General features: G+C 41.5%; 11 protein-coding genes. 3 read left to right on the plus strand and 8 right to left on the minus strand.

Going from position 1 to position 21072, the window contains the following annotated elements; genetic code table 11:
* Positions 1 to 12: 12 nt before the first annotated feature.
* Positions 13 to 507, minus strand: a complete 495-nt coding sequence (locus NIZ91_12135) for a GyrI-like domain-containing protein (GenBank protein ID USY53506.1) — start codon at positions 505 to 507, stop codon at positions 13 to 15.
* 191 nt (positions 508 to 698) lie between these two features.
* Here NIZ91_12135 and NIZ91_12140 point away from each other — a divergent pair, with 191 nt between their 5' ends.
* Entirely contained in the window at positions 699 to 989 is a 291-nt protein-coding gene (locus NIZ91_12140) for a hypothetical protein (protein USY53507.1), read from the plus strand.
* A 1-nt stretch (position 990) separates the two neighbouring features.
* Here NIZ91_12140 and NIZ91_12145 read toward each other — a convergent pair whose 3' ends face one another.
* Positions 991 to 1899, minus strand: a complete 909-nt coding sequence (locus NIZ91_12145; protein USY53508.1) for a hypothetical protein — start codon at positions 1897 to 1899, stop codon at positions 991 to 993.
* Positions 1900 to 2068: 169 nt separating this feature from the next.
* On the minus strand, positions 2069 to 2266 hold the full coding sequence (locus tag NIZ91_12150) for a hypothetical protein (protein USY53509.1): 198 nt from the start codon (positions 2264 to 2266) through the stop codon (positions 2069 to 2071).
* Positions 2267 to 2357: 91 nt separating this feature from the next.
* Between NIZ91_12150 and NIZ91_12155 the strand changes: the two genes are divergently transcribed.
* Complete coding sequence (locus tag NIZ91_12155; GenBank protein USY53510.1) at positions 2358 to 2810, plus strand: GNAT family N-acetyltransferase; 453 nt, start codon at positions 2358 to 2360, stop codon at positions 2808 to 2810.
* A gap of 208 nt (positions 2811 to 3018) precedes the next feature.
* On the opposite strand, the gene NIZ91_12160 is transcribed toward NIZ91_12155, so the two are convergent.
* Both NIZ91_12160 and NIZ91_12165 read right to left on the minus strand, forming a co-directional pair.
* On the minus strand, positions 3019 to 3969 hold the full coding sequence (locus tag NIZ91_12160) for a sortase (GenBank protein USY53511.1): 951 nt from the start codon (positions 3967 to 3969) through the stop codon (positions 3019 to 3021).
* 74 nt (positions 3970 to 4043) lie between these two features.
* A complete protein-coding gene (locus tag NIZ91_12165) occupies positions 4044 to 5396 on the minus strand; it encodes a copper amine oxidase (GenBank protein ID USY53512.1) in 1353 nt (450 codons plus the stop codon).
* A gap of 391 nt (positions 5397 to 5787) precedes the next feature.
* Here NIZ91_12165 and NIZ91_12170 point away from each other — a divergent pair, with 391 nt between their 5' ends.
* Complete coding sequence (locus NIZ91_12170; GenBank protein USY53513.1) at positions 5788 to 5955, plus strand: YflJ family protein; 168 nt, start codon at positions 5788 to 5790, stop codon at positions 5953 to 5955.
* Positions 5956 to 5991: 36 nt separating this feature from the next.
* Here the strand turns inward: NIZ91_12170 and NIZ91_12175 are convergent, their stop codons facing one another.
* The 3 genes from NIZ91_12175 to NIZ91_12185 form a co-directional block, all read right to left on the minus strand.
* Positions 5992 to 6936 carry an alpha/beta fold hydrolase gene (locus NIZ91_12175; GenBank protein USY53514.1) on the minus strand — a complete coding sequence of 315 codons (945 nt, stop codon included), beginning with the start codon at positions 6934 to 6936 and terminating at the stop codon, positions 5992 to 5994.
* Positions 6937 to 7010: 74 nt separating this feature from the next.
* A complete protein-coding gene (locus NIZ91_12180) occupies positions 7011 to 7514 on the minus strand; it encodes a GrpB family protein (GenBank protein ID USY53515.1) in 504 nt (167 codons plus the stop codon).
* Between the two features lie 66 nt (positions 7515 to 7580).
* Positions 7581 to 21071 (minus strand): tandem-95 repeat protein, encoded by a 13491-nt coding sequence (locus tag NIZ91_12185; GenBank protein ID USY53516.1) that lies wholly within the window; start codon positions 21069 to 21071, stop codon positions 7581 to 7583.
* Position 21072 lies beyond the last annotated feature (1 nt).

The raw sequence follows: 21072 nt of genomic DNA on the forward strand, positions 1-21072 counted from the left end.
CATTTAAAACGACTACGATTTTATCGAGACATAAATATCAACCTGACTGAAATCTGGATCAATGCAGCGCTCATCATAGAGCTCGAAATCCAAAACGAACGCTCGCTCATTCTTATTGGACCACTCCCATATGTATGACCAAGCATCTAAAACCACTTGCTTAGCGGGACCGATAGCTGTAGTAAACACCATATACTCACCCGCTGGAATGGTAAACTCTTGCATTTCTTCTCTTAGCTCTCCACCTGGTGTAACTTCATATCCAAGTGCAAACGTAAATTCAATTGGATTCAACAATTCATAATCTGCATATAACGCAAACATCTTTCCATTTACTTTATTGGCAATTTTATTAGCCATTTGTTGCTTGTAAAACATGTCCCAATGGGCTGGAATTGTTCCCGTTCCTTTTTCTTCTGCCCGATCCGTTGTACGAATAGGAACCCCTACTACGGTTAGTTCATCAATATAAACTTTCCGCTGGTCTATCACTACATTCGCCAACATGACGACCCCCTGTCACTTCCAAACTCTTTTAATCTCTAAATGAGGGAATTACTTCTTTAATATGAATTTTATTTGTATTCAAACAAAACGTCAACTGGCTAAGTTCACTCTGCTTATAAAAAAAGAGTCTATTTTTAAAGTTTCCTCAATAGGTATAGGATACAAACAAGTAAATCGATAGAGGTGAACTGATGAAACTTATTGAACTAGCAAATATTATTAAGCATAGTGAGCTCACTACTATAGAGCACTTCCCAAAAGAGTTCTATACTGAATATACAATTACTAACCCTATTATTCATATCTCATTAAAAACAAGTCAAACCAAACAGCACGTTATTTCTTTTACTATCTATCTGAAAAAGGAAAAACAATATTGGGCTTCATATGACCACAGCACCGATTCAATTTATGAACTATATTGTAATCTTCATCTACCAGCTTCAATTAAAGAAATTTTCCTTCACATGGCTAATTGCTAGCTTATACAAATAGACTTAACGTTTGTTTATCAATTTTTCTCGCATTATCTTTTTCATAGGTTTTGTGAATATGGCGCTTAATTTGTTTTAAGAATGACATTACTTCACCACTTGACATAAAAGCATGATTTAATGATAACGAGTACTTATTGGCCACCCGAAGTTCTTCAGCTCCTACAGATATTGGAACATATTGAAAAAGGTTCCATGGATAGTAGAGTGTTGTAAATGACTTTGAAAAGTAAATTCCCTCTGCGCATATCGTAATTCCTTCTGTTTTTTGATGAGGGTATGTGCTTAAATGCGCAACAATACGGTTTGTTTTTGCTACAGGTAAGCGATTTTTAATTTCTTTTGTCATCTCTTCACCTAACTGATCTGTTGTTGCCAATACCTGCTCCGCTTTTAGCAGTGGATTATGCTCTTGAAAAGAGGCACAAATTGATGTTAATCCTTCTAGTGAAATAGCTGGGTATGTATGCTCCTTACACATAAACTCATGTGAGTGATGACACAATAGCTGCTGAATTTTTCGCAATAGGTCTATTAACTTCCCCGCAGAATATGCGTTTTCATTCAAGTGAAAAATTTCTTCACCATTAAAGCAGATAATGTGTTCTCCTCTAAGGGAGATCGATGTAAGCCGTTGAAACTCATTCCAACTTATCGACCCTTTCTTTTTGCGCCAACACTTCCAATAAAGCCCGTCCGTTGTTAAGTAAAATCCTCTCTTACCATAAAACCCGATTAAAGACGTATCTAAGTATGCAATTACTTTTTCTTGCCTTTTCATTTGAAAATATTTTATCGCCGCTTTTTCGCATGAACGTGGAATGGATGTTGCATAAAAACTTGCTTCTTGATACATTAAACATAAATCTCTTAGATACGTTGTTTTCGTTAGTGCCACGTTCATCCCCCCTTTTTCTACTACCTTATTAAACGTCACAAATTAGAAAAAGTTTCATATTTTTATACATTCCCTAAAAAACTTTTTTTATTCCGAAAAATAAGATAATTAAAAGTGCAGAGCGAAACCTAAAAAAGCGTACAGAATTCCAATACGCTTCTTAACCCGTTTAATTTACTTTCTCTTCTTTTACTTTCGCTGCTTCCAGCGACTCAACTCGCTTAATAAGCTGATGCATTGCTTCTAGTAGCGCACGATCATTTTCTGTTTTTGTTTTCATAAAGCTAATAAAAGAAACGATTAAATACGCTAATGTTGCAAAAATTGCAATGTAGATTAAAATAGGAATAAATGCTAAAATGGCCATTGTTTTCAACCCCTTCCATACATACCTATACATAAGCTCTATACTACATTACTATCCTCCAGTTTTCAATTTGGTGTAAAGGAGCGTTACTATGATTATTCGAAGTTATGCAAAAGCTGATGCAGATATGTTATTGAATTTGTTTCAACAAACCATTAAAACAGTTAATCGCGAGCATTATTCAACCGAACAGCTTGATATTTGGTCTGGTCAAGCAGGGTGGATAAACCGCTTAGAACATAACGTTACGCTTGTTGCCACTATTCAATCCTATATCGTTGGATTTATTACCATGAAAGATGATGGTTTGATTGATTTACTATATACACATAAAAATTTTCAACGCCAAGGCATTGCTTCTGCGCTGTTAAAAGCCGTAGAAGCAAGAGCCTATACGCTTGGCCTCACTGCTCTCCAAACAGAAGCTAGCATTACAGCAGAACCATTTTTTGAAGCACAAGGTTTTCGTATTGTTAAAAAGCAGCAAAAAAAAGTGCAAGAGATTGCGTTTACAAATTACTATATGACGAAATCACTCATATAAAGAATAGTTAGGTTGTCAAAATACGTTCGTTTCATTGCACTTCAGACACAAACTTTCCTCTAGTTCCGGCAGGCATCGAATATCTCCCCCTACATTCCGCTAGTTTTTAATGATTTGCTAGATCAACAAAAATCCGAACTATAAGGGAACTAACCCTCAATAGTTCGGATAGATTATTAACGAAAAGACTGTATTCCAACTTCTTTTGCTATTTTGCTAACGTAGAAGGAACAGACTCTTTGCCATACTCATTTACAGCCGTCACATAATAACGAGCTCCTTTTGTATTTTCATCTTCAAACGTTTTTCTCTCATGCTCTGAAACACTACCGATATGAACAAATGAACCATCTTGTTCCTTTTTATAAATACGATACCCAATAACATTTCCTTCACGAACCGCATGCCAAGAAATAAAGTTACCTGCTATTTGTATATTAGTAGGCGCAGTAGGAGTAGGCGGCTCTGATTCTAATTCTTTCGCTTGCTTTTCTATAAGCTCTGTATAAACAACTAACCGCTCTTCATGCGTACCTTCCGCACGATCAAATGTACCCGTACACGTAATTAGATTGAGGCTTCGACCATCACTGTAGCCAAAGATATCGTTTAGAGGTGCCTCGCTTCTCGGATAGCTTTGAATCTTTTTTACAATGAAGATCAGCTTTGTTCCTCGCTCACCTGTTACTTGCACTTTGTCACCTTTTTTGAGATTTTTTAAGTTATAAAAAATGGCTGGACCGCTTTTACTGTCAACATGTCCTGCTAGTACTGCATTCCCTTTAGCACCTGGCTTTGCTCCTAGTTCATACCACGCGACACCGTCTTCAGTTGATGGGGCTGCCATTTCTCCGCTATCTAGTAATCCTACCCGTTCAATCGAGGCTTCCACATTAATAGCAGGAATAGTGACTTGAGTAGGAGTAACTCCTTTAAACCGTTGATTTAATTTTGAAGGATCTGTCTTATGAGATTTCATGACGGTGAACTCTTCTTGAAGCGTCACTTTACTCTTTAGATCTTCTTTGCTTTCTTTACTGAGAGAACCTTCACCTGTTGCTTCTTCTGCTTGAGCAAGAATTTCTTTCACATAAAGGGTACCACCAATTGCTAATAATGCAAATAAAAGAATATATGCAGTAATAATTGCTTTTCTCATCTGCTTCCACCTCGATTCTATTACACAATGGCGAAAAGAAGAGAGATTGCTCCCTCTTCTCTTCTCTTTATGGCTTATTTACTTGCTTGCACTTTTCGACGAACAACTACAGCTGCTGTTAATGCTGCTAAAGCTCCTAGTGCTGTCCATACGATTGTTAATGGATTGGTTGTAGATTCAGAAGCTCCACCCAAACCAGTTTTCGGCATATCTGTTGGCATTTTTGTCTCTGCAAATTGGTCTGGTGATTGCTTAACGATTGCATCACCAAGCGCTTGACCAACACCAAACATTAGCTTATACCCTTCACGAAATGTATCATAACTTCCGTTATAGTTACCTGAAGCATATTGTTCAAACGCTTTAATCACCGTTTGCTCATGTGCTAATACAGCATCTTTCGCTGCGCCAGATGGTAGGTTTTCTTCAGTTGCAGCTCCTAAAAACGCTCCAAATTCATCAGCAAATTTTTTCAATTTTTCTTGAGCTGCTGCTTCTGCTTCTTTATCACCTTTCACTTTTGCACTAGCAAGCTCTGCTTGTGCGTTAATGTGGTCTCCTTGCCAAATCTTTTCAAACTGTGCAGCTCCTTCATCTCCATAAATAGATGCAATAGCTGCTTTGAAGTCCGCAGTATGTGCGTCTTCAGCCCAGTTTACAAAATCATAGTCTGCTGCACCGTCAAATCCTTTTTGCATACCAATTGCTGCTAGGGCAAAATGCTCTGAAGCTAAGCTGTTTAACGTAGAACGTAAATCTGCTGCTGGCGTATCTGATTTTGAGTTCTCGAACTTTTCAGGCATTTGTGTAACGATTGCATTTGATAAAGCATCGCTAATGACATACATATGCTTAAATCCTTCACGGAAAGACTGGTAAGCGCCTTCATAGTCTCCTTCAACATAATCGTCAAATGTTTCTAAAACTTGATTTTCGTGAAGTCTTACTGCTTCTTTCGCTGTTTCTTCAGGAAGTTTACCTTCCGTTGCTGTTCCTAAGAAAGCTGAGAATTCATCAACAAATTCCTGTACCTCTTTTTCAGCTTCTGCTCGGGCACTTTCATCTTTTTCTTTCGCAGCTTTTACAAGGTCATCTGTATAGTTATTATGTTCTCTGAAAATTCGTTCAAATTCTTTCGCACCTTCGTCACCATATACAGATGCAATAGCTGGGGTCATATCAGCCGCATTTTCATCTAGTGCTTTAAACGCTTCATTTGCATCTTCTGCACCATCATAAGCTTTCGTCATTGCAGTTACTGCTAAAACGAAATGTTCAGACAGTAGCTGATCAAGAGTGGAACGTAAATCCGCTGCAGGAGTCTCCACTGTCGGCTGCATTTGTGTTGGTTCTGCTGCGCTTACCATTGTTGGTACAAGAAGTGATGCACCTAATACCGGGGCTATTAATTTTTTGCTAATTTTCATTTTTACACACTCTCCTCTAGTTTTGTTTTTTCTACATTCTCTAACGAAATTTTTTTATTCTTAGATCACTTTTTTCTAAAAAAATTTTTTCTTTTTTGACTGTGACCTATATTCGCTACTTACCTAACGAATGAAGTTTAAATTGAGATCACACTTTTTTTATTTTTCATCATAAGTGCGCTCTCTATTTTCCTAACGAATTCATTATCAGTTTGGATCACCTTCTTTTTAAAAATTTCTTAATAAGTTGTTCTTACTAAATAAACGCACACTGTTGATAATTGGATCATTTTTTCTCAAAAAAAGTTTTTCTGCTTCTTATCACATAGTTCAAGCACTCCGCAGCATAGATAATAAAAGCATTTCTATTCTACTTACGGAGGGAACTCATATGGCTCATCTTTATTCTAAAGGCTGGTTTATTAAAGAGCTAAAAGCTGTAAACGTTACAAAGATTGAAGGAAGAAAGCTTGAAATTTTTAAAACATACATCCTTCGTAATCTCTATCTTGAGCTCGTAGAAGATGGCACAATTAAACCTCCTTTACCATCTGAATAAACAAGAAACAGCCTTTGAGCTTTCGCTCAAAGGCTGTTATTGCATAGATAAAGATTGATCTAGAAACTCCGTTACCCGCTTTACATATTCATTTGGATACTCACTATACCCTTTTACATGAGGCACATCTTTAGGCACCCAAAGTTTAAATTCATCCGGATGTGTTTTGACCATCTTTTGACTTTCTGTGTACGGAATAGATGTATCTCCGTTACTGTGGATAAATAAAATAGGACGAGGATAAATATCTTCAACTGCTTGTATTGGGCTTGCATCGTCAGGATTTAAATCAGCAATATACGGAACCGTTGCGAGCGTAAGCGGCGTAAATGGAAAGTCTGGAAGTTTTGACCATACTGATAGATTATCTTGAAGATAGGTTTTCAAATCACTAAACGGACTATCAGCAATGACTGCTTGAACAGCTTCTTCTTGACCAGCCGCTAGTAGTGATGTTGCTGCTCCCATTGAAATTCCATATAAAACAATGGGTTCATCTGTTTCTTCTTTCACTTGATCAATAACTCCAAGCAAATCCAACTGCTCTTTTACGCCAATTGTTGTTTGGTCTCCTTCCGATTCTCCAGCATTTCGAAAATCAAAAGTCACCACTCGGTATCCAGCTTCTATTAAACTTTTACTTAAAGGAAGAAAGCCTCCATTTACATCATGACGATTTCCTCCGTAGCCATGCGACATAATAATAGTAGCTTTCGGAGAGCTTTGTGGCTCCATCATCCATCCTTTAAGCTCTGTTTCTCCGTCTCTGCTTGTAAATACCTCATCATGATATGTTAAACCATATGTACTTGGATTTTCTGTTACAGGTTGTCGCTCTTTTTTAGTCAAGCTAAGCCCTACATAAATTGAAATCGCTGTACACAGTACAATCACTAGCAAAATTAACGAAAAGCTTCCAATCCATATCATTTTTCTTCTTCGGCTGTTCGAAACCTGAGTTTGTTTAATAACGGGTTTCAAGCGTGCACGCTCCTTCACTTTTACTAACAAAGGTTATTTTACACGATTTTGTTTTGAGATAAAAGGTAATCTCTTTACTTTCTAAGCGCTTTCTGATTAATCATTTGTATAAAAGAAGTTTTTCCTTCTACATATTCTGCTGGACTGTATTGATACTTTTTAGCTAGCTCTTGTTTTAAACATGCGTACTCCTGTGCCTCATCTGGGTGTTTAATTAGGTAATCTCTAAATCTCAAATGTCTACCCACTTCGGAATGGCCTTGTTCATACATGTGAACATGATGAGTTCTATCTTCTCCTCCTTTTTGAAAATACCTTCTTCCTTCTATGCCGTTTTCTCCCTTACACTCGTAGCCTCTTTTTATCATTTCATCATTATATGTATGAATAAACGCAATATTTTTGACTTCTATCAAAATATCGATGACTGGCTTTGCTGCTAATCCAGGTACGGACGTGCTGCCGATATGATGAATATCCACAATTTCATCTTGGAAAACTTCTTCTATTAACTGCTTTTCTACTTCATATTGATCCTTCCATTCTCGCTTGTAAGGTACTACTTTCATTTCTCTCATGATAAGCCTCCTCTTAAAAAAATCCTTTTGTATAGCGTACTATACAAAAGGATTTTTGAGAATTCTTTAGAAAATGATGGAACATCTAAAACTTATACCGCGCTGAACGGTAAAGGTAATTGTTGCGGTTGATGTTTGACCAGCACTATTTGTTACGCTCACCACAACCGAATCTGTTCCTAAAAAGTTTGAATTTGGCGTATACGTGATAACACCCGTTATTAGATCAATAGACGCCACTCCGTTTTGCGGTGGAGTGACAATTCTATAAACAAGTGGTAACCTTTGTGGGTCTCTGGCAACAATCTGAGCTTCAATCATTTCATTAACGTTTAGCGTAAACGTTTGATTTTTAATAATTGGTGCATCTGGTTGAACTGCTCCGACAATGATTGTGGCGATTGCCGTAGTTGCTGCACCTGTATCATCAACTATCAGTACAGAGAATGCGTCTGTTCCTACAAAATTTTCATTTGGCGTATAGAGAAATTGCCCATTTGCACCTAGTGTTACTCGACCGCTTGTTGGCACTGTACGAATCGTATAGGTTAACGGACGGCCTTGGGTATCACTTGCTGTAAATAAGCCACTTACAGGTGTTCCTGACGTTGTTTGTAGCGTGACATCATTTGCTGTAATAACGTTAGGTGATGGGGTTACGTTTATGGTCACAACCGAAAATGCTTCTTGCCCTAAATTATTGCGTACCACTACAGTGAACTGATCCCTTCCAAAAAAGCCAAGGTTCGGCGTGTACGTATACGCACCGCTTGCCGTTACAACAATTGTTCCTGATGCCGGAGAAGTTGCTAAAGCGTAAGTCAATGGTCGGTCCTGTGAATCACTTGCGACAATTTGCCCTTGAAGCACTTGACCTGCGACAACTGTGACGCTTTGGTCTTCTGCTGTTACTTGACTGCCAGCAGCAGCAATGACTACTGATACAACCACTGTGACTGAGTCACCTAAATCATTGCGGATAGTTACCGTAAAGCTATCAATTCCTGCAAAGTTTGGATTTGGCGTGTACGTAAACGTACCGTCCAGATTAAATACAAGCGTTCCATTTGCTGGTCCGATGCTGACAGCGTACGTTAACGGTCGACCCAGCGCATCAGTTGCCACCACTTGACCGCTAACCGGCTGGTTTTGCTGTCCAGAAACTGTAAGTGGCTCTACTGTGATTTCACTTTGAAGTTCTTCTACAACAACTCTTACTACTCCTGAAGATGAGTCTCCTCGATCATTTTGCACAAACACCGTAAACGAATCCGTTCCGAAGAACTGGGGATTTGGCGTGTACGTAAACGTGCCGTCTGGATTAACCACAACCGTCCCGTTCTCTGGCATAGATCCTTGGGAGTAACGAAGCGGTCTGCCTTGAGAATCACTCGCTAATACAATACCTTGAACACTTTGATTGTGGACCGTTTGAATGGTTGTATCTGGAACGATAATTGTGCTTGCTGGATTATCCACAACGACTGTTACTTGGGATATGGCTTGATCTCCCTGGTCATTTACAACGAGTACACTAAACTGATCTTGGCCGCTAAACCCTGCATTTGGCGTATAGAGAATGGACCCATCTGGATTGACTACTGCTGTTCCATATAAAGGACTTATATTGAGTGAGTACACAAGCGGTCTGCCCAGCTGATCTCTTGCGATTATTTGCCCTGTTGCTGGTTGGTCAAGTAACGTTCGAATCGTAAGGTTTTCTGCAACAACCTGATTTAATAATGATGTTACCACAACTGCAACCGTAGTAGTTGCGTTTAACCCCTGTGGATTTTCTAGCAGTACGCTGAACGCATCATTGCCAACAAATCCCGCGTTTGGCGTATACGTGAACGTGCCATCTTGATTTAACACCACAGCTCCATTGGTTGCTCCGCTTCCAAGTAGCGTATACGTGAGCGGTTGCCCGTTTGGATCGGTTGCAATGACCTCACCCGATACAGGCTGACCTTCAATGGTTTGAATCGTTTGATCCGTAACAATTGGCTGATCGTTAACAGGACCTTGAACGACAACTACAACCGTTGAGGATGCTGTATTTCCTTCAGAATCTGTAATAAGCACCGTAAACTCATCTAAACCGAAGAAACCATTCGTTGGTTGATATGTGTATGTTCCATCCGCATTGACCACAACCGCTCCGTTTTGAGCAAGAGCTTGGAGCGTATACAGTAATGGAAGACCAGTTGTGCTGAATGCCATTACTTGCCCCTCAATTAAGGTGTTGAATTCACCAGAAACCTCAGAATCCATTGTTAAAATAGCGCTTGATGATGCTAAGACTGTCACAATAACCGTACCTATTCCCTGTGTACCGTTACTGTCCTTCACGATAGTATCAAATATATCTTCTCCAATGAAGTCTAGATTCGGTGCATAGGTGAACGTGCCGTCTTGATTAATAACTGCCGTACCGTTGAATGGTGGCGCACCCAGTTGATAAGAGACAATATTACCTTCTGGATCGGTGACAGATACCTCTCCATCCACTGGCTGATTAACAAACGTTGTGATATTCTCTCCTAATACCGTAAACGGTGGATTGTTTGGTAGTGTAACGATAACATCTACCGTTCCGAATCCTTGACCCCCTCTTGTATCTTCAACGATAACAGAAAAGTTATCATCTCCAACATACCCAATATTCGGAATGTATGTGAAAGTACCGTTGCTGTTGACTACAACGCTACCGTACAATGGTGCCAAGTTCAGCCTAAAGCGAATTGGGTCTCCGTCAGGGTCCGTTCCAATCAATTGCCCCGTTGCTGGCGTTCCTTGCTGGGTCAAAATTGATAAATCATCCACAGTGGGAGGACGATTTGTGCTAATAACATTAACGGTTGCTGCTGAGTTAGCGACGCCTCCTGCTGTATCTTGAAGCTCAATAATAAACGAGTCTACGCCGACAAAGCCTGGATTTGGCGTGTACGTGTACGCACCTGTCACGCTATCCACTGTCACTGTTCCGTTAAATGGCGGTCCTGATACGGAATACGTGATTGGGTTTCCATCCGGATCAAACCCTGGCGTTTGCCCGTTTATCAGCGTATTTTCAAGCGTATCAATGGTAAAATCATTTGTGATTGGCGCACGGTTGATCGGCGTCACCGTCACATTAACAATGGATGTTGCGGTTAATCCTAATGTGTCTTCTAGAACTATTGTAAATAAATCATTTCCTACATAATCAGTGTTAGGTGTATAAATAAATGTTCCATCTGAGCTTATTGTTACAGTACCATTCAAGGCAGGCTGACCAAGACTATAAACAATTGGATCACCATTGGGATCCATCCCCATAATTTGACCTGTGACGGTTTGATTTTGAAGCGTCGTAATTGAATAGTTCGGCACTATAGGTGGCTGTTCTACAGGTATGACGGTTACCAAGATATTTGTTATTATAAAATTACCACCCGAGTCTGTAATCCGAACGGTAAACGTATCTCCACCCGTGAAATTTTCATTTGGTGTATACGTAAACACTCCGTTATTATCAATCGTGACCGTACCGTTAAGGGGCACGTCTTCAATCGCATACGTCAGTGGCAGTCCTTCCGGATCTGTCGCCACAATTTGGCTTGTAACTGGCGTTTCTTCTAGCGTAGAAATCATGATTTCGTTTGGCGCAATTGGTGAGTCGTCTACAGGTGTTACCGTAATGGTAATGACAGATAAAGCTATGCTTCCTTGCCCATCGCTAATTGTTACCCCAAAGTTGTCTTCGCCAACAAAATTCAAGCTCGGAATATACGTGAAGCTTCCGTCTGGATTTACAGTAGCTACACCATTACTACCCTGATAAGCTAATGAATAAGTGAGCGGGTTTCCATCCACATCTGTTGCTACAACTTGATTTAATAAAATCGTATCCTCTAGAATGGTATACTGGTAGTTTGGTACAGTTGGTGGATCGTTGACTGGTACAACCGTGACGTTAACATTTACAATAATAAAGTTTCCGGCAGTATCCGTTACGCGAATGGTAAACGTATCCGCTCCTGTATAGTTTGCATTCGGCGTATATAAAAATGATCCCTGCAAATCTACCACTGTATTTCCGTTTGTTGGAGCATCTTCAAGCGTATAGATTAACGCTTCTCCATCTGGGTCCACTGCGTTTACAGAGCTTGTAACCAGCGTATCTTCATTGGTTACAACCTCAATTACATTTGGGGCAATAGGTGGGTCGTTGACCGGTAACACGCTTATTATTATCGTTGACACGGCCTGCCCTCCGTTGGGGTCGGTTACAAGTACAAAGAAGTTATCCGTACCGTTAAAGTTGGGGTTTGGTGTATACGTAAACGTTCCGTCTGAATTTACTACAGCTATCCCACTAACAGGTGGGGAAAGCAAGCTATACGTTAACAGATCTCCATCTACGTCTGTTCCAACGACTCGATTGGATAGCACGGTATCTTCATTAATACTAAACTGGTAGTCTGGAACGGTTGGCGCATCTTCTACTGGATTTACGACCACCTGTACGTTAACAATAATAAACGCGCCTGAGGAATCTGTAATTCGAACAGTAAACGTATCTGTCCCAGTAAAATTCGGGTTTGGCGTATACACAAACGTTCCATCTAAATTAACTACGGCTACTCCGTTTATTGGCACATTTTCAATTACATACGTAAGCGGATTTCCGTCTGAATCAATCGCATTCACAACGCCACTTACCGCCGTATCTTCATTCGTTATAACCGTAATTAAGTTTGGCGCGATTGGTGGGTCATTCACAGGCACAACGGTAATGACAATTTCTGAGATAGCCGTACTACCGTTTGAATCTTGCACGTTCACAAAGAAATTATCTTGACCGTAAAAATCAGCAGTGGGCGTATAGGTAAACGTCCCATCTGCGTTTAAAAGTACGATTCCATTTGCTGGCGGGGATGCAAGTGAATAGGTAAGTGGATCTCCATCCTCATCTGTGCCAACAACTGTGCTATTTAAGACCGTATCTTCATTGATAGTGTACGCATAGTTCGGAACCGTTGGTGGGTCGTTAACCGGAATAACAGTCACCATTACGTTCGTAATAATGAAAACACCTGATGGATCACTAATTCTAACAGTAAAAGAGTCCATGCCGTTATAGTTAAGGTTTGGCGTATACGTAAACGTTCCGTCTGCATTCACAACCGCTGTGCCATTCGTTGGCGCGTCTTCCAGCGTATAAGTTAGCACTTCTCCGTCTGGGTCTGTTGCAATTATCTGACCAGATAATGTCGCATCTTCGTTTGTTGTAAAAGTTAAATCATTTGGTCCAACCGGTGGGTCATTCACTGACACTACCGTAACGGTAATAATTGAGGTTGCCGTTCCACCTTGACCGTCATCAACTAAAACGTTAAAAGCATCTGTTCCATTAAAGTTCAGGTTCGGTGTATACACAAACGTTCCAGTTACATCGACAACTACGGTCCCGTTTGTTGGGGGCGTTACGAGTTCATATGTTAAGGGGTTCCCGTCTAAGTCTGTTCCTACCACTGCGCTGCTTAAAGCTGTATCTTCATTGATGGTGTACGCATAGTTCGGTACGGTTGGTGGATCGTTTACTGGAACTATCGTTACGAATACATTAGTAATAATAAACACACCTGCTGGGTCACTAGTTCGCACCGTAAATGTATCTGCGCCATTGTAGTTTAGGTTTGGCGTATACGTAAACGTTCCGTCTGCATTCACAACCGCTGTGCCATTCGTTGGCGCGTCTTCTAGCGTATAACTTAGTACTTCTCCATCTGGGTCTGTTGCAATTACCTGACCAGACAACGTCGTATCTTCATTTGTTGTAAAGCTTAGATCATTCGGACCAACCGGTGGGTCATTTACTGGCACTACTGTAACGGTAATAATTGAGGTTGCCGTGCCTCCTTGACCGTCATCGACTAAAACGCTAAAAGCATCTGTTCCATTAAAGTCTAGGTTTGGTGTATACACAAACGTTCCCGTAATATCAACAACTGAAGTCCCGTTTGTTGGGGGCGTTACAAGTTCATATGTTAAGGGGTTCCCGTCTAAGTCTGTTCCTACCACTGCGCTGCTTAAAGCTGTATCTTCATTGATGGTGTACGCATAGTTCGGTACGGTTGGTGGATCGTTTACTGGAACTATCGTTACGAATACATTAGTAATAATAAACACACCTGCTGGGTCACTAGTTCGCACCGTAAATGTATCTGCGCCATTGTAGTTTAGGTTTGGCGTATACGTAAACGTTCCGTCTGCATTCACAACCGCTGTGCCATTCGTTGGCGCGTCTTCTAGCGTATAACTTAGTACTTCTCCATCTGGGTCTGTTGCAATTACCTGACCAGACAACGTCGTATCTTCATTTGTTGTAAAGCTTAGATCATTCGGACCAACCGGTGGGTCATTTACTGGCACTACCGTAACGGTAATAATTGAGGTTGCCGTTCCACCTTGACCATCATCAACTAAAACGTTAAAAGCATCTGTTCCATTAAAGTTCAGGTTCGGTGTATACACAAACGTTCCAGTTACATCGACAACTACGGTCCCGTTTGTTGGGGGCGCTACAAGTTCATATGTTAAGGGGTTCCCGTCTAAGTCTGTTCCTACCACTGCGCTGCTTAAAGCTGTATCTTCATTGATGGTGTACGCATAGTTCGGTACGGTTGGTGGATCGTTAACCAGAATAACAGTCACCATTACGTTCGTAATAATGAACGCACCTGATGAATCACTAATTCTAACAGTAAAGGAGTCCATGCCATTGTAGTTTAGGTTTGGCGTATACGTAAACGTTCCGTCTGCATTCACAACCGCTGTGCCATTCGTTGGCGCGTCTTCCAGCGTATAAGTTAGCACTTCTCCATCTGGGTCTGTTGCAATTACCTGACCAGACAACGTCGTATCTTCATTTGTTGTAAAGCTTAGATCATTCGGACCAACCGGTGGGTCATTTACTGGCACTACTGTAACGGTAATAATTGAGGTTGCCGTGCCTCCTTGATTATCATCTATAAGCACTGTAAATGTATCTGTTCCATTGAAATCAATATTGGGAGTGTACGTATACACACCATCAGGATTAACTACGGCGCTTCCGCTTGTTGGGGAAACAAGCAGAGAATACGTCAGCACATTTCCATCGACGTCAGTTGCGATAACTTTTGATGAAATTGCTGTATCTTCATTAGTGGTAATTTGATAATTTGGCACAACTGGTGCATCGTTTACCGGCGTAACAATAATCACTTGTGATGAAGCAGCGTTTCCACCTTCATTATCTGTTACAAATACTGTAAAGGCATCATTACCATTAAAATTTTGAATAGGTGTATACGTAAACTCTCCAGTTGAACTGTTTAAGGTTACTGTTCCAAACAGAGGTGGATCTTGTAAAGTATAAACAAGCACATTTCCAAATACATTTGTAGCTACGACTTGGCCGGGAAGTGGAATTTCTTCAGGAGTGGTTAGCTGAGCATTCTGAGCTACTGTATTTCCATTTGTAGCTAAAATGGTTACTGTGATTGTTGACAACACTGTTGCGCCTTCTGAGTCGGTAACGTCTACCGTAAACACATCTCCACCAATATACCCTGGACTCGGCGTGTAGGTATAAGTGCCATCTGAGTTGAGTACTACTGCTCCATTAGATGCTGGCTGGTTAATAGCATAGGTTAACGGATTCTCCTCTGGGTCTGATGCTGGTATCGCACTGAAAATTGGGATATTTACCGTAGTTGTAATCGTGTCATCCTGGACAATTGGTGGATCATTCACTGGTAAAATAGTAATCGTAATGATTGAAACCGCCGTCCCTCCTTGACTATCTGACACTAGAACACTAAATATATCCGTTCCGTTATAGTTAAAATTTGGCGTATAGGTAAACGTTCCGTCCGCATTAACAACCGCTGTTCCATTTGCAGGTGTATTCTGCAAACTAAACGTTACAGGATCACCTTCCGCGTCACTTGCAGGAACTTGATTTGAAAGAATCGTATCTTCATTGATTGTAAATGCTAGATCTACTGTCACTGGCGGATCGTTTACAGGTTGAACATTAATTGTTATCGTCGAAACTGCGGTTCCCTCTTGACCATCGCTTACCAACACCGTAAACACATCTGTTCCGTTAAAATTCTGATTTGGCGTGTACGTAAACGTGCCATCCGCGTTTACCACAGCCACTCCGTTCGCTGCCTGGGTTTGAAGCGTATAGGTTAGTGAATTTTCGTCCACATCAACACCTACAACCACACCCGTAACGGAAGCGTCTTCCTGCGTGGAGAATGTATAATCTGGTACGGTTGGCGGATCATTCACGGGCACGATTGTAACGTTGGCTGTTGAAACCGCCGTGCCTCCTTGATCATCACTTACTAGCACGGTAAATACATCTGTTCCGTTAAAATTCTGATTTGGCGTGTACGTAAACGTGCCATCCGTGTTTACCACAGCCACTCCGTTCGCTGCCTGGGTTTGGAGCGTATACGTGAGCGAGCCACCCTCTGGGTCAAACCCCACAACTTGACTTGATAGCGTCGTATCCTCATTGATGGTAAATGTTAAGTCTGACGTGATAGGCGGATCGTTGACCGGGAACACGGTAATGGTGACCGTTGAGACTGCCGTGCCTCCTTGACCGTCACTTAGCAATACTGTAAACACATCTGTTCCATTAGAATTTAGATTTGGCGTGTACGTAAACGTGCCATCCGCGTTTACCACAGCCACTCCGTTTGCTGCCTGGGTTTGAAGCGTATACGTCAATGGATTTCCATCTTCATCAACACCCACAACCACACCTGTAATGGAAGCGTCTTCCTGCGTAGAGAATGTATAATCTGGTACGGTTGGCGGATCATTTACGGGCACGATTGTAATATTAACTGTCGAAACTGCCGATCCTCCCTCACCGTCGCTTACTAACACCGTAAACACATCTGTGCCGTTAAAATTCTGATTTGGCGTGTACGTAAACGTGCCATCCGCGTTTACCACAGCCGTTCCATTTAGAGCGGGATTTTGTAACGCATAGATTAACGGATTTCCTTCCGCGTCAAAAGCCACGACTTGACTCGATATTCCTGTATCTTCTGCAATAGTAAAAAATAAATCAGATGTAACAGGCGAATCATTGACTGGTAGCACGTTAATTGTTACTGTCGAAACTGCTGTACCTCCTTGACCATCGCTTACCAACACCGTAAACACATCTATTCCGTTAAAATTCTGATTTGGCGTGTACGTAAACGTTCCGTCCGCATTGACGACAGCCACTCCGTTCGCTGCCTGGGTTTGAAGCGTATAGGTTAGTGGATTTTCGTCCACATCAACACCCACAATCACACCCGTAACGGAAGCGTCTTCCTGCGTGGAGAATGTATAATCTGGTACGGTTGGCGGATCATTCACGGGCACGATTGTAATATTAACTGTCGAAACTGCTGTACCTCCTTGACCATCGCTTACCAACACCGTAAACACATCTATTCCGTTAAAATTCTGATTTGGCGTGTACGTAAACGTGCCATCCGCGTTTACCACAGCCGTTCCATTTAGAGCGGGATTTTGTAACGTATAAATTAGCGAATTTCCCTCTGGATCAAACCCAACAACTTGACTCAACAGCGTCGTATCCTCATTGATGGTAAACGTTAAATCTGACGTGATAGGCGGATCGTTTACCGGGAATACGTTAATGGTGACCGTTGAAACTGCCGTGCCTCCCTCACCGTCACTTACTAACACTGTAAACACATCTGTGCCGTTAAAATTCTGGTTCGGTGTATACGTAAACGTGCCATCTGCGTTTACCACAGCTACTCCGTTCGCTGCCTGGGTTTGAAGCGTATACGCCAGGAGATTTCCATCCTCGTCAACACCCGCAACTACACCCGTAACGGAAGCGTCTTCCTGCGTGGAGAATGTATAATCTGGTACGGTTGGCGGATCATTCACGGGCACGATTGTAATATTAACTGTCGAAACTGCTGTACCTCCTTGACCATCGCTTACCAACACCGTAAACACATCTGTGCCATTAAAATTGAGATTCGGTGTATACGTAAACGTACCATCCGCATTTACAATTGCTGATCCGTTTACAGCTGGATTTTGCAACGTATAAATTAGTGAATTCCCCTCTGGGTCAAATCCCACAACTTGACTAGACAGCGTCGTATCCTCATTGATAGTAAATGTTAAGTCTGATGTAACCGGCGGGTCGTTCACTGGTAACACGGTAATAGTGACCGTTGAGACTGCCGTGCCTCCTTGACCATCACTTACCAACACCGTAAACACATCTGTGCCGTTAAAATTGGGGTTTGGCGTATACGTAAACGTGCCATCTGCGTTTACTATAGCCACTCCGTTTGCCGCCTGAGTTTGAAGCGTATACATCAGCGGATTTCCTTCTGCATCTGTTGCGACAACGTTGGCTACAATTGCTGCATCTTCTTGAGTTGAAAACGAATAGTTTGGAATCACCGGCCCATCATTTACTGGATTAATTATAATGTTGACCGTTGAAACTGCTGTGCCTCCCTGCCCATCGCTTACTAGTACCGTAAACTGATCACTACCGTTATAGTTTAGATTTGGTACATACGTAAACGTGCCATCTTCATTAACTATCGTTGTTCCGTTTACAGAAGAATTTTGCAAACTATACGTTAGTGAACTTCCTTCAACATCTGTTGCCGTTACTTGACCTGCTAAGGTACTGTCCTCAGCAATAGTAAAAAATAAGTCACCTGTTATAGGTGGATCGTTTACAGATAACACAGAAATTGTAACCGTTGAGACCGCTGTTCCTCCTTGATCATCGCTTACTAACACTCTAAATACATCTGTGCCGTTAAAATTAACATTTGGCGTATACGTAAACGTGCCATCACCGTTTACTATTGCTACACCGTTAGACGCTTGAGTTTGAAGAGAATACGTTAATGGGTTTCCTTCAACATCATTTCCCACAATTGTTCCAACTACCGCTGCATCTTCCTGCGTTGTAAACGCGTAGTTCGGTACTGTTGGTGGGTCATTTACTGGTCGAACTGTAATCGCAACAGTTGAAGTCGCTGCACCTCCTTGACCGTCACTTACTAATACTGTAAATACGTCGATTCCATTAAAATTGAGATTTGGTGTGTACGTAAACGTTCCGTCGGTGTTCACGCCAACTACTCCGTTTGTCGGTGCGTTTTGCAAGCTAAATGTCAACGGGTTGCCATCTGGATCAGTCGCAGTGACGCGATTGAATAACGTGGTATCTTCATTAATGACAAATGATAAGTTACCGGTTATTGGTGGATCGTTAATCGGTAACACAGTAATTGTAACGGTTGAAATTGCTGTACCTCCTTGCCCATCGCTTACTAATACTGTAAATACGTCAGTTCCGTTAAAATTTGGATTTGGCGTATAAATGAACGTACCGTTTACATTCACTGCGGCTATTCCATTTGCAGGAGCCGCTTGCAAAAAATAGCTCAGCAGATTTTGGTCAGGATCAACAGCAACAACGGCTCCGACAACGGATGCATCCTCTTGCGTTGTAAACGCATAGTCTGGTACTACAGGAGGGTCATTTACCGGTGTCACTGTAACCGTTATGATTGAAAACGCTGTGCCTCCTTGCCCATCATTTACTAACACCGTAAACTGATCCGTTCCGCTAAAATTTGGATTTGGCGTATAGGTGTAAGTGCCATCCTCATTGACTATGGCTATTCCATTTATAGGTGCATCTTTCAGGCTAAACGTCAACAGATTCCCATCTGCATCAGTTGCAAATACCTGGCCTGTTAGCGGCGTATCCTCCGTTGTTTGAACAGAGTAATTTTGAGTGACTGGACCATCATTTACCGGAGTAATAATGATTGTAACCGTTGAGATAGCAGTGCCTCCTTGACCATCGCTTACAAGTACTGTGAAGGTGTCCGTCCCATTAAAATTTTCATTTGGGGTATAGACAAACTGACCATTCGGATTAACACTTACGTTTCCATTTGCAGGCGCAGCTTCCAACTGGTACGTTAACGGATTTCCATCTACGTCCGTTCCAATTACTTGACCAACCGCGGGCATATCTTCAGGATTTGTTATCGTATAGTCTGGAACAGTAGGGGGGGTATTAATGGCTGTCACCCTATTTATTGTGGAAGCAGACGACCCCATCATTGTATTTCCTGGAGTGCTTTCAAATTGATATTCAATAAATACTTGATTGGAAAGTTCAGAAACGTTTGTTAACGGCCCTGAAACTTGAACTTGATAGGTTAAAGTAACAGTCTCATTAATGCCAACAGTACCAAGTGAAATACCACTTTGTATGTTTATATTTTGCTGTTGTATTCCGTTAATAAATAAGCTATTTGGAACAAAATCTGTCGCATCTGACAGCGCATCTGTTGCAACGACTAAATTAGCATCTGCTGTTCCTGTATTTTGAACGGTGACAGTATACGTAATAAGCTCACCTGTTCCTGCGGAAGATTCGCTCGCAGCTTTATTAATTGTAAAGACAGGTGCATTAATATCGATTTGAAGTCCCAACGAATTAATAACATACGTATCTCCGTTGGTGCTTCCTCGCACAGCAGCAGTCGATTGATTATTTTGTAGCCTTGATGATACATCAATATTCGTTATATCCCACCCTTGACGAGCTCCTGAAATGTTGGTACCAATAGGATGATTCACATTCCCAAACGTACCAGACGTATCAAGGATACCTGCGTCATTATTAATTTGAGATGCAAAGAAATTTGTGATTGGATTATTAGGGCCAGACACTGCTTGAAGTGTGGAAGCATTTGGACCAAATAAAAGCTGATCACCCGTTATAATAGAATCACCTTCAATGGAACTCACTAATAACCGTCCATTTACTGTTCCGGTGATAGGCGTACCAAAGCCTGAAACAGTTGCAGTTGTGCTTCCAGTTCCGCTTGTTAACTCTGCTCCCACAAAGAGTGATAGATTTCGAGACCTTTGCAATGGATCTTCGTATACAACGGCTAACGTCCATCCTGCTGAGTTTAGCGTATTATCTCTGTTTCCTTGCGTACCAGGCACACCCAAAGCTGTATACGTACCTGGGGTTGTTATTAAATTTGTCACGTTAGCACTTCGTACATAAAAGAGGTTTGGAGAGGCAGTTAGCGTTGAACGGGTTGCAGTGTCAGGGTTAATAGTAAAGCTCCCTGAAGGTGTGCGAAACGTAATAGAATTATTAATAAAAGCGCTGACGTTTTCGTCTGTAGACGTATACAGCCCACCCCAAATTAGTTCAGCATATAAAATTCTAGTTGTTGTAGAAGGTAAACGTAATATAGCACTCGAAGCATTTTGCCGCCAGTCAGCTGTTGTACCGATGGGGTAAGATCCATCCACTGAGCTTGCGTTAGCACTAAAAAAGGTGCCAATAGAATGCGCTGTTCCTGGAGCATTGACATTGTTTTGCTTACTGAGACCAAAGGTATTTCCGGTAAATGTAATCGCCCCGTTTGCACTTCCTAAAAATCGATTGATATACGGCACA

It is taken from the genome of Bacillus sp. 1780r2a1 (assembly GCA_024134725.1).
GTDB classification, from domain to species: domain Bacteria; phylum Bacillota; class Bacilli; order Bacillales; family Bacillaceae_H; genus Priestia; species Priestia aryabhattai_A.

What these genes read in the sequence shown, in the direction of transcription:
- NIZ91_12135 (USY53506.1), bottom strand. Translation starts at nt 507, where the DNA reads ATGTTGGCGAATGTAGTGATAGACCAGCGGAAAGTTTATATTGATGAA.
- NIZ91_12140 (USY53507.1), top strand. Translation starts at nt 699, where the DNA reads ATGAAACTTATTGAACTAGCAAATATTATTAAGCATAGTGAGCTCACT.
- NIZ91_12150 (USY53509.1), bottom strand. Translation starts at nt 2,266, where the DNA reads ATGGCCATTTTAGCATTTATTCCTATTTTAATCTACATTGCAATTTTT.
- NIZ91_12155 (USY53510.1), top strand. Translation starts at nt 2,358, where the DNA reads ATGATTATTCGAAGTTATGCAAAAGCTGATGCAGATATGTTATTGAAT.
- NIZ91_12160 (USY53511.1), bottom strand. Translation starts at nt 3,969, where the DNA reads ATGAGAAAAGCAATTATTACTGCATATATTCTTTTATTTGCATTATTA.
- NIZ91_12165 (USY53512.1), bottom strand. Translation starts at nt 5,396, where the DNA reads ATGAAAATTAGCAAAAAATTAATAGCCCCGGTATTAGGTGCATCACTT.
- NIZ91_12170 (USY53513.1), top strand. Translation starts at nt 5,788, where the DNA reads ATGGCTCATCTTTATTCTAAAGGCTGGTTTATTAAAGAGCTAAAAGCT.
- NIZ91_12180 (USY53515.1), bottom strand. Translation starts at nt 7,514, where the DNA reads ATGAGAGAAATGAAAGTAGTACCTTACAAGCGAGAATGGAAGGATCAA.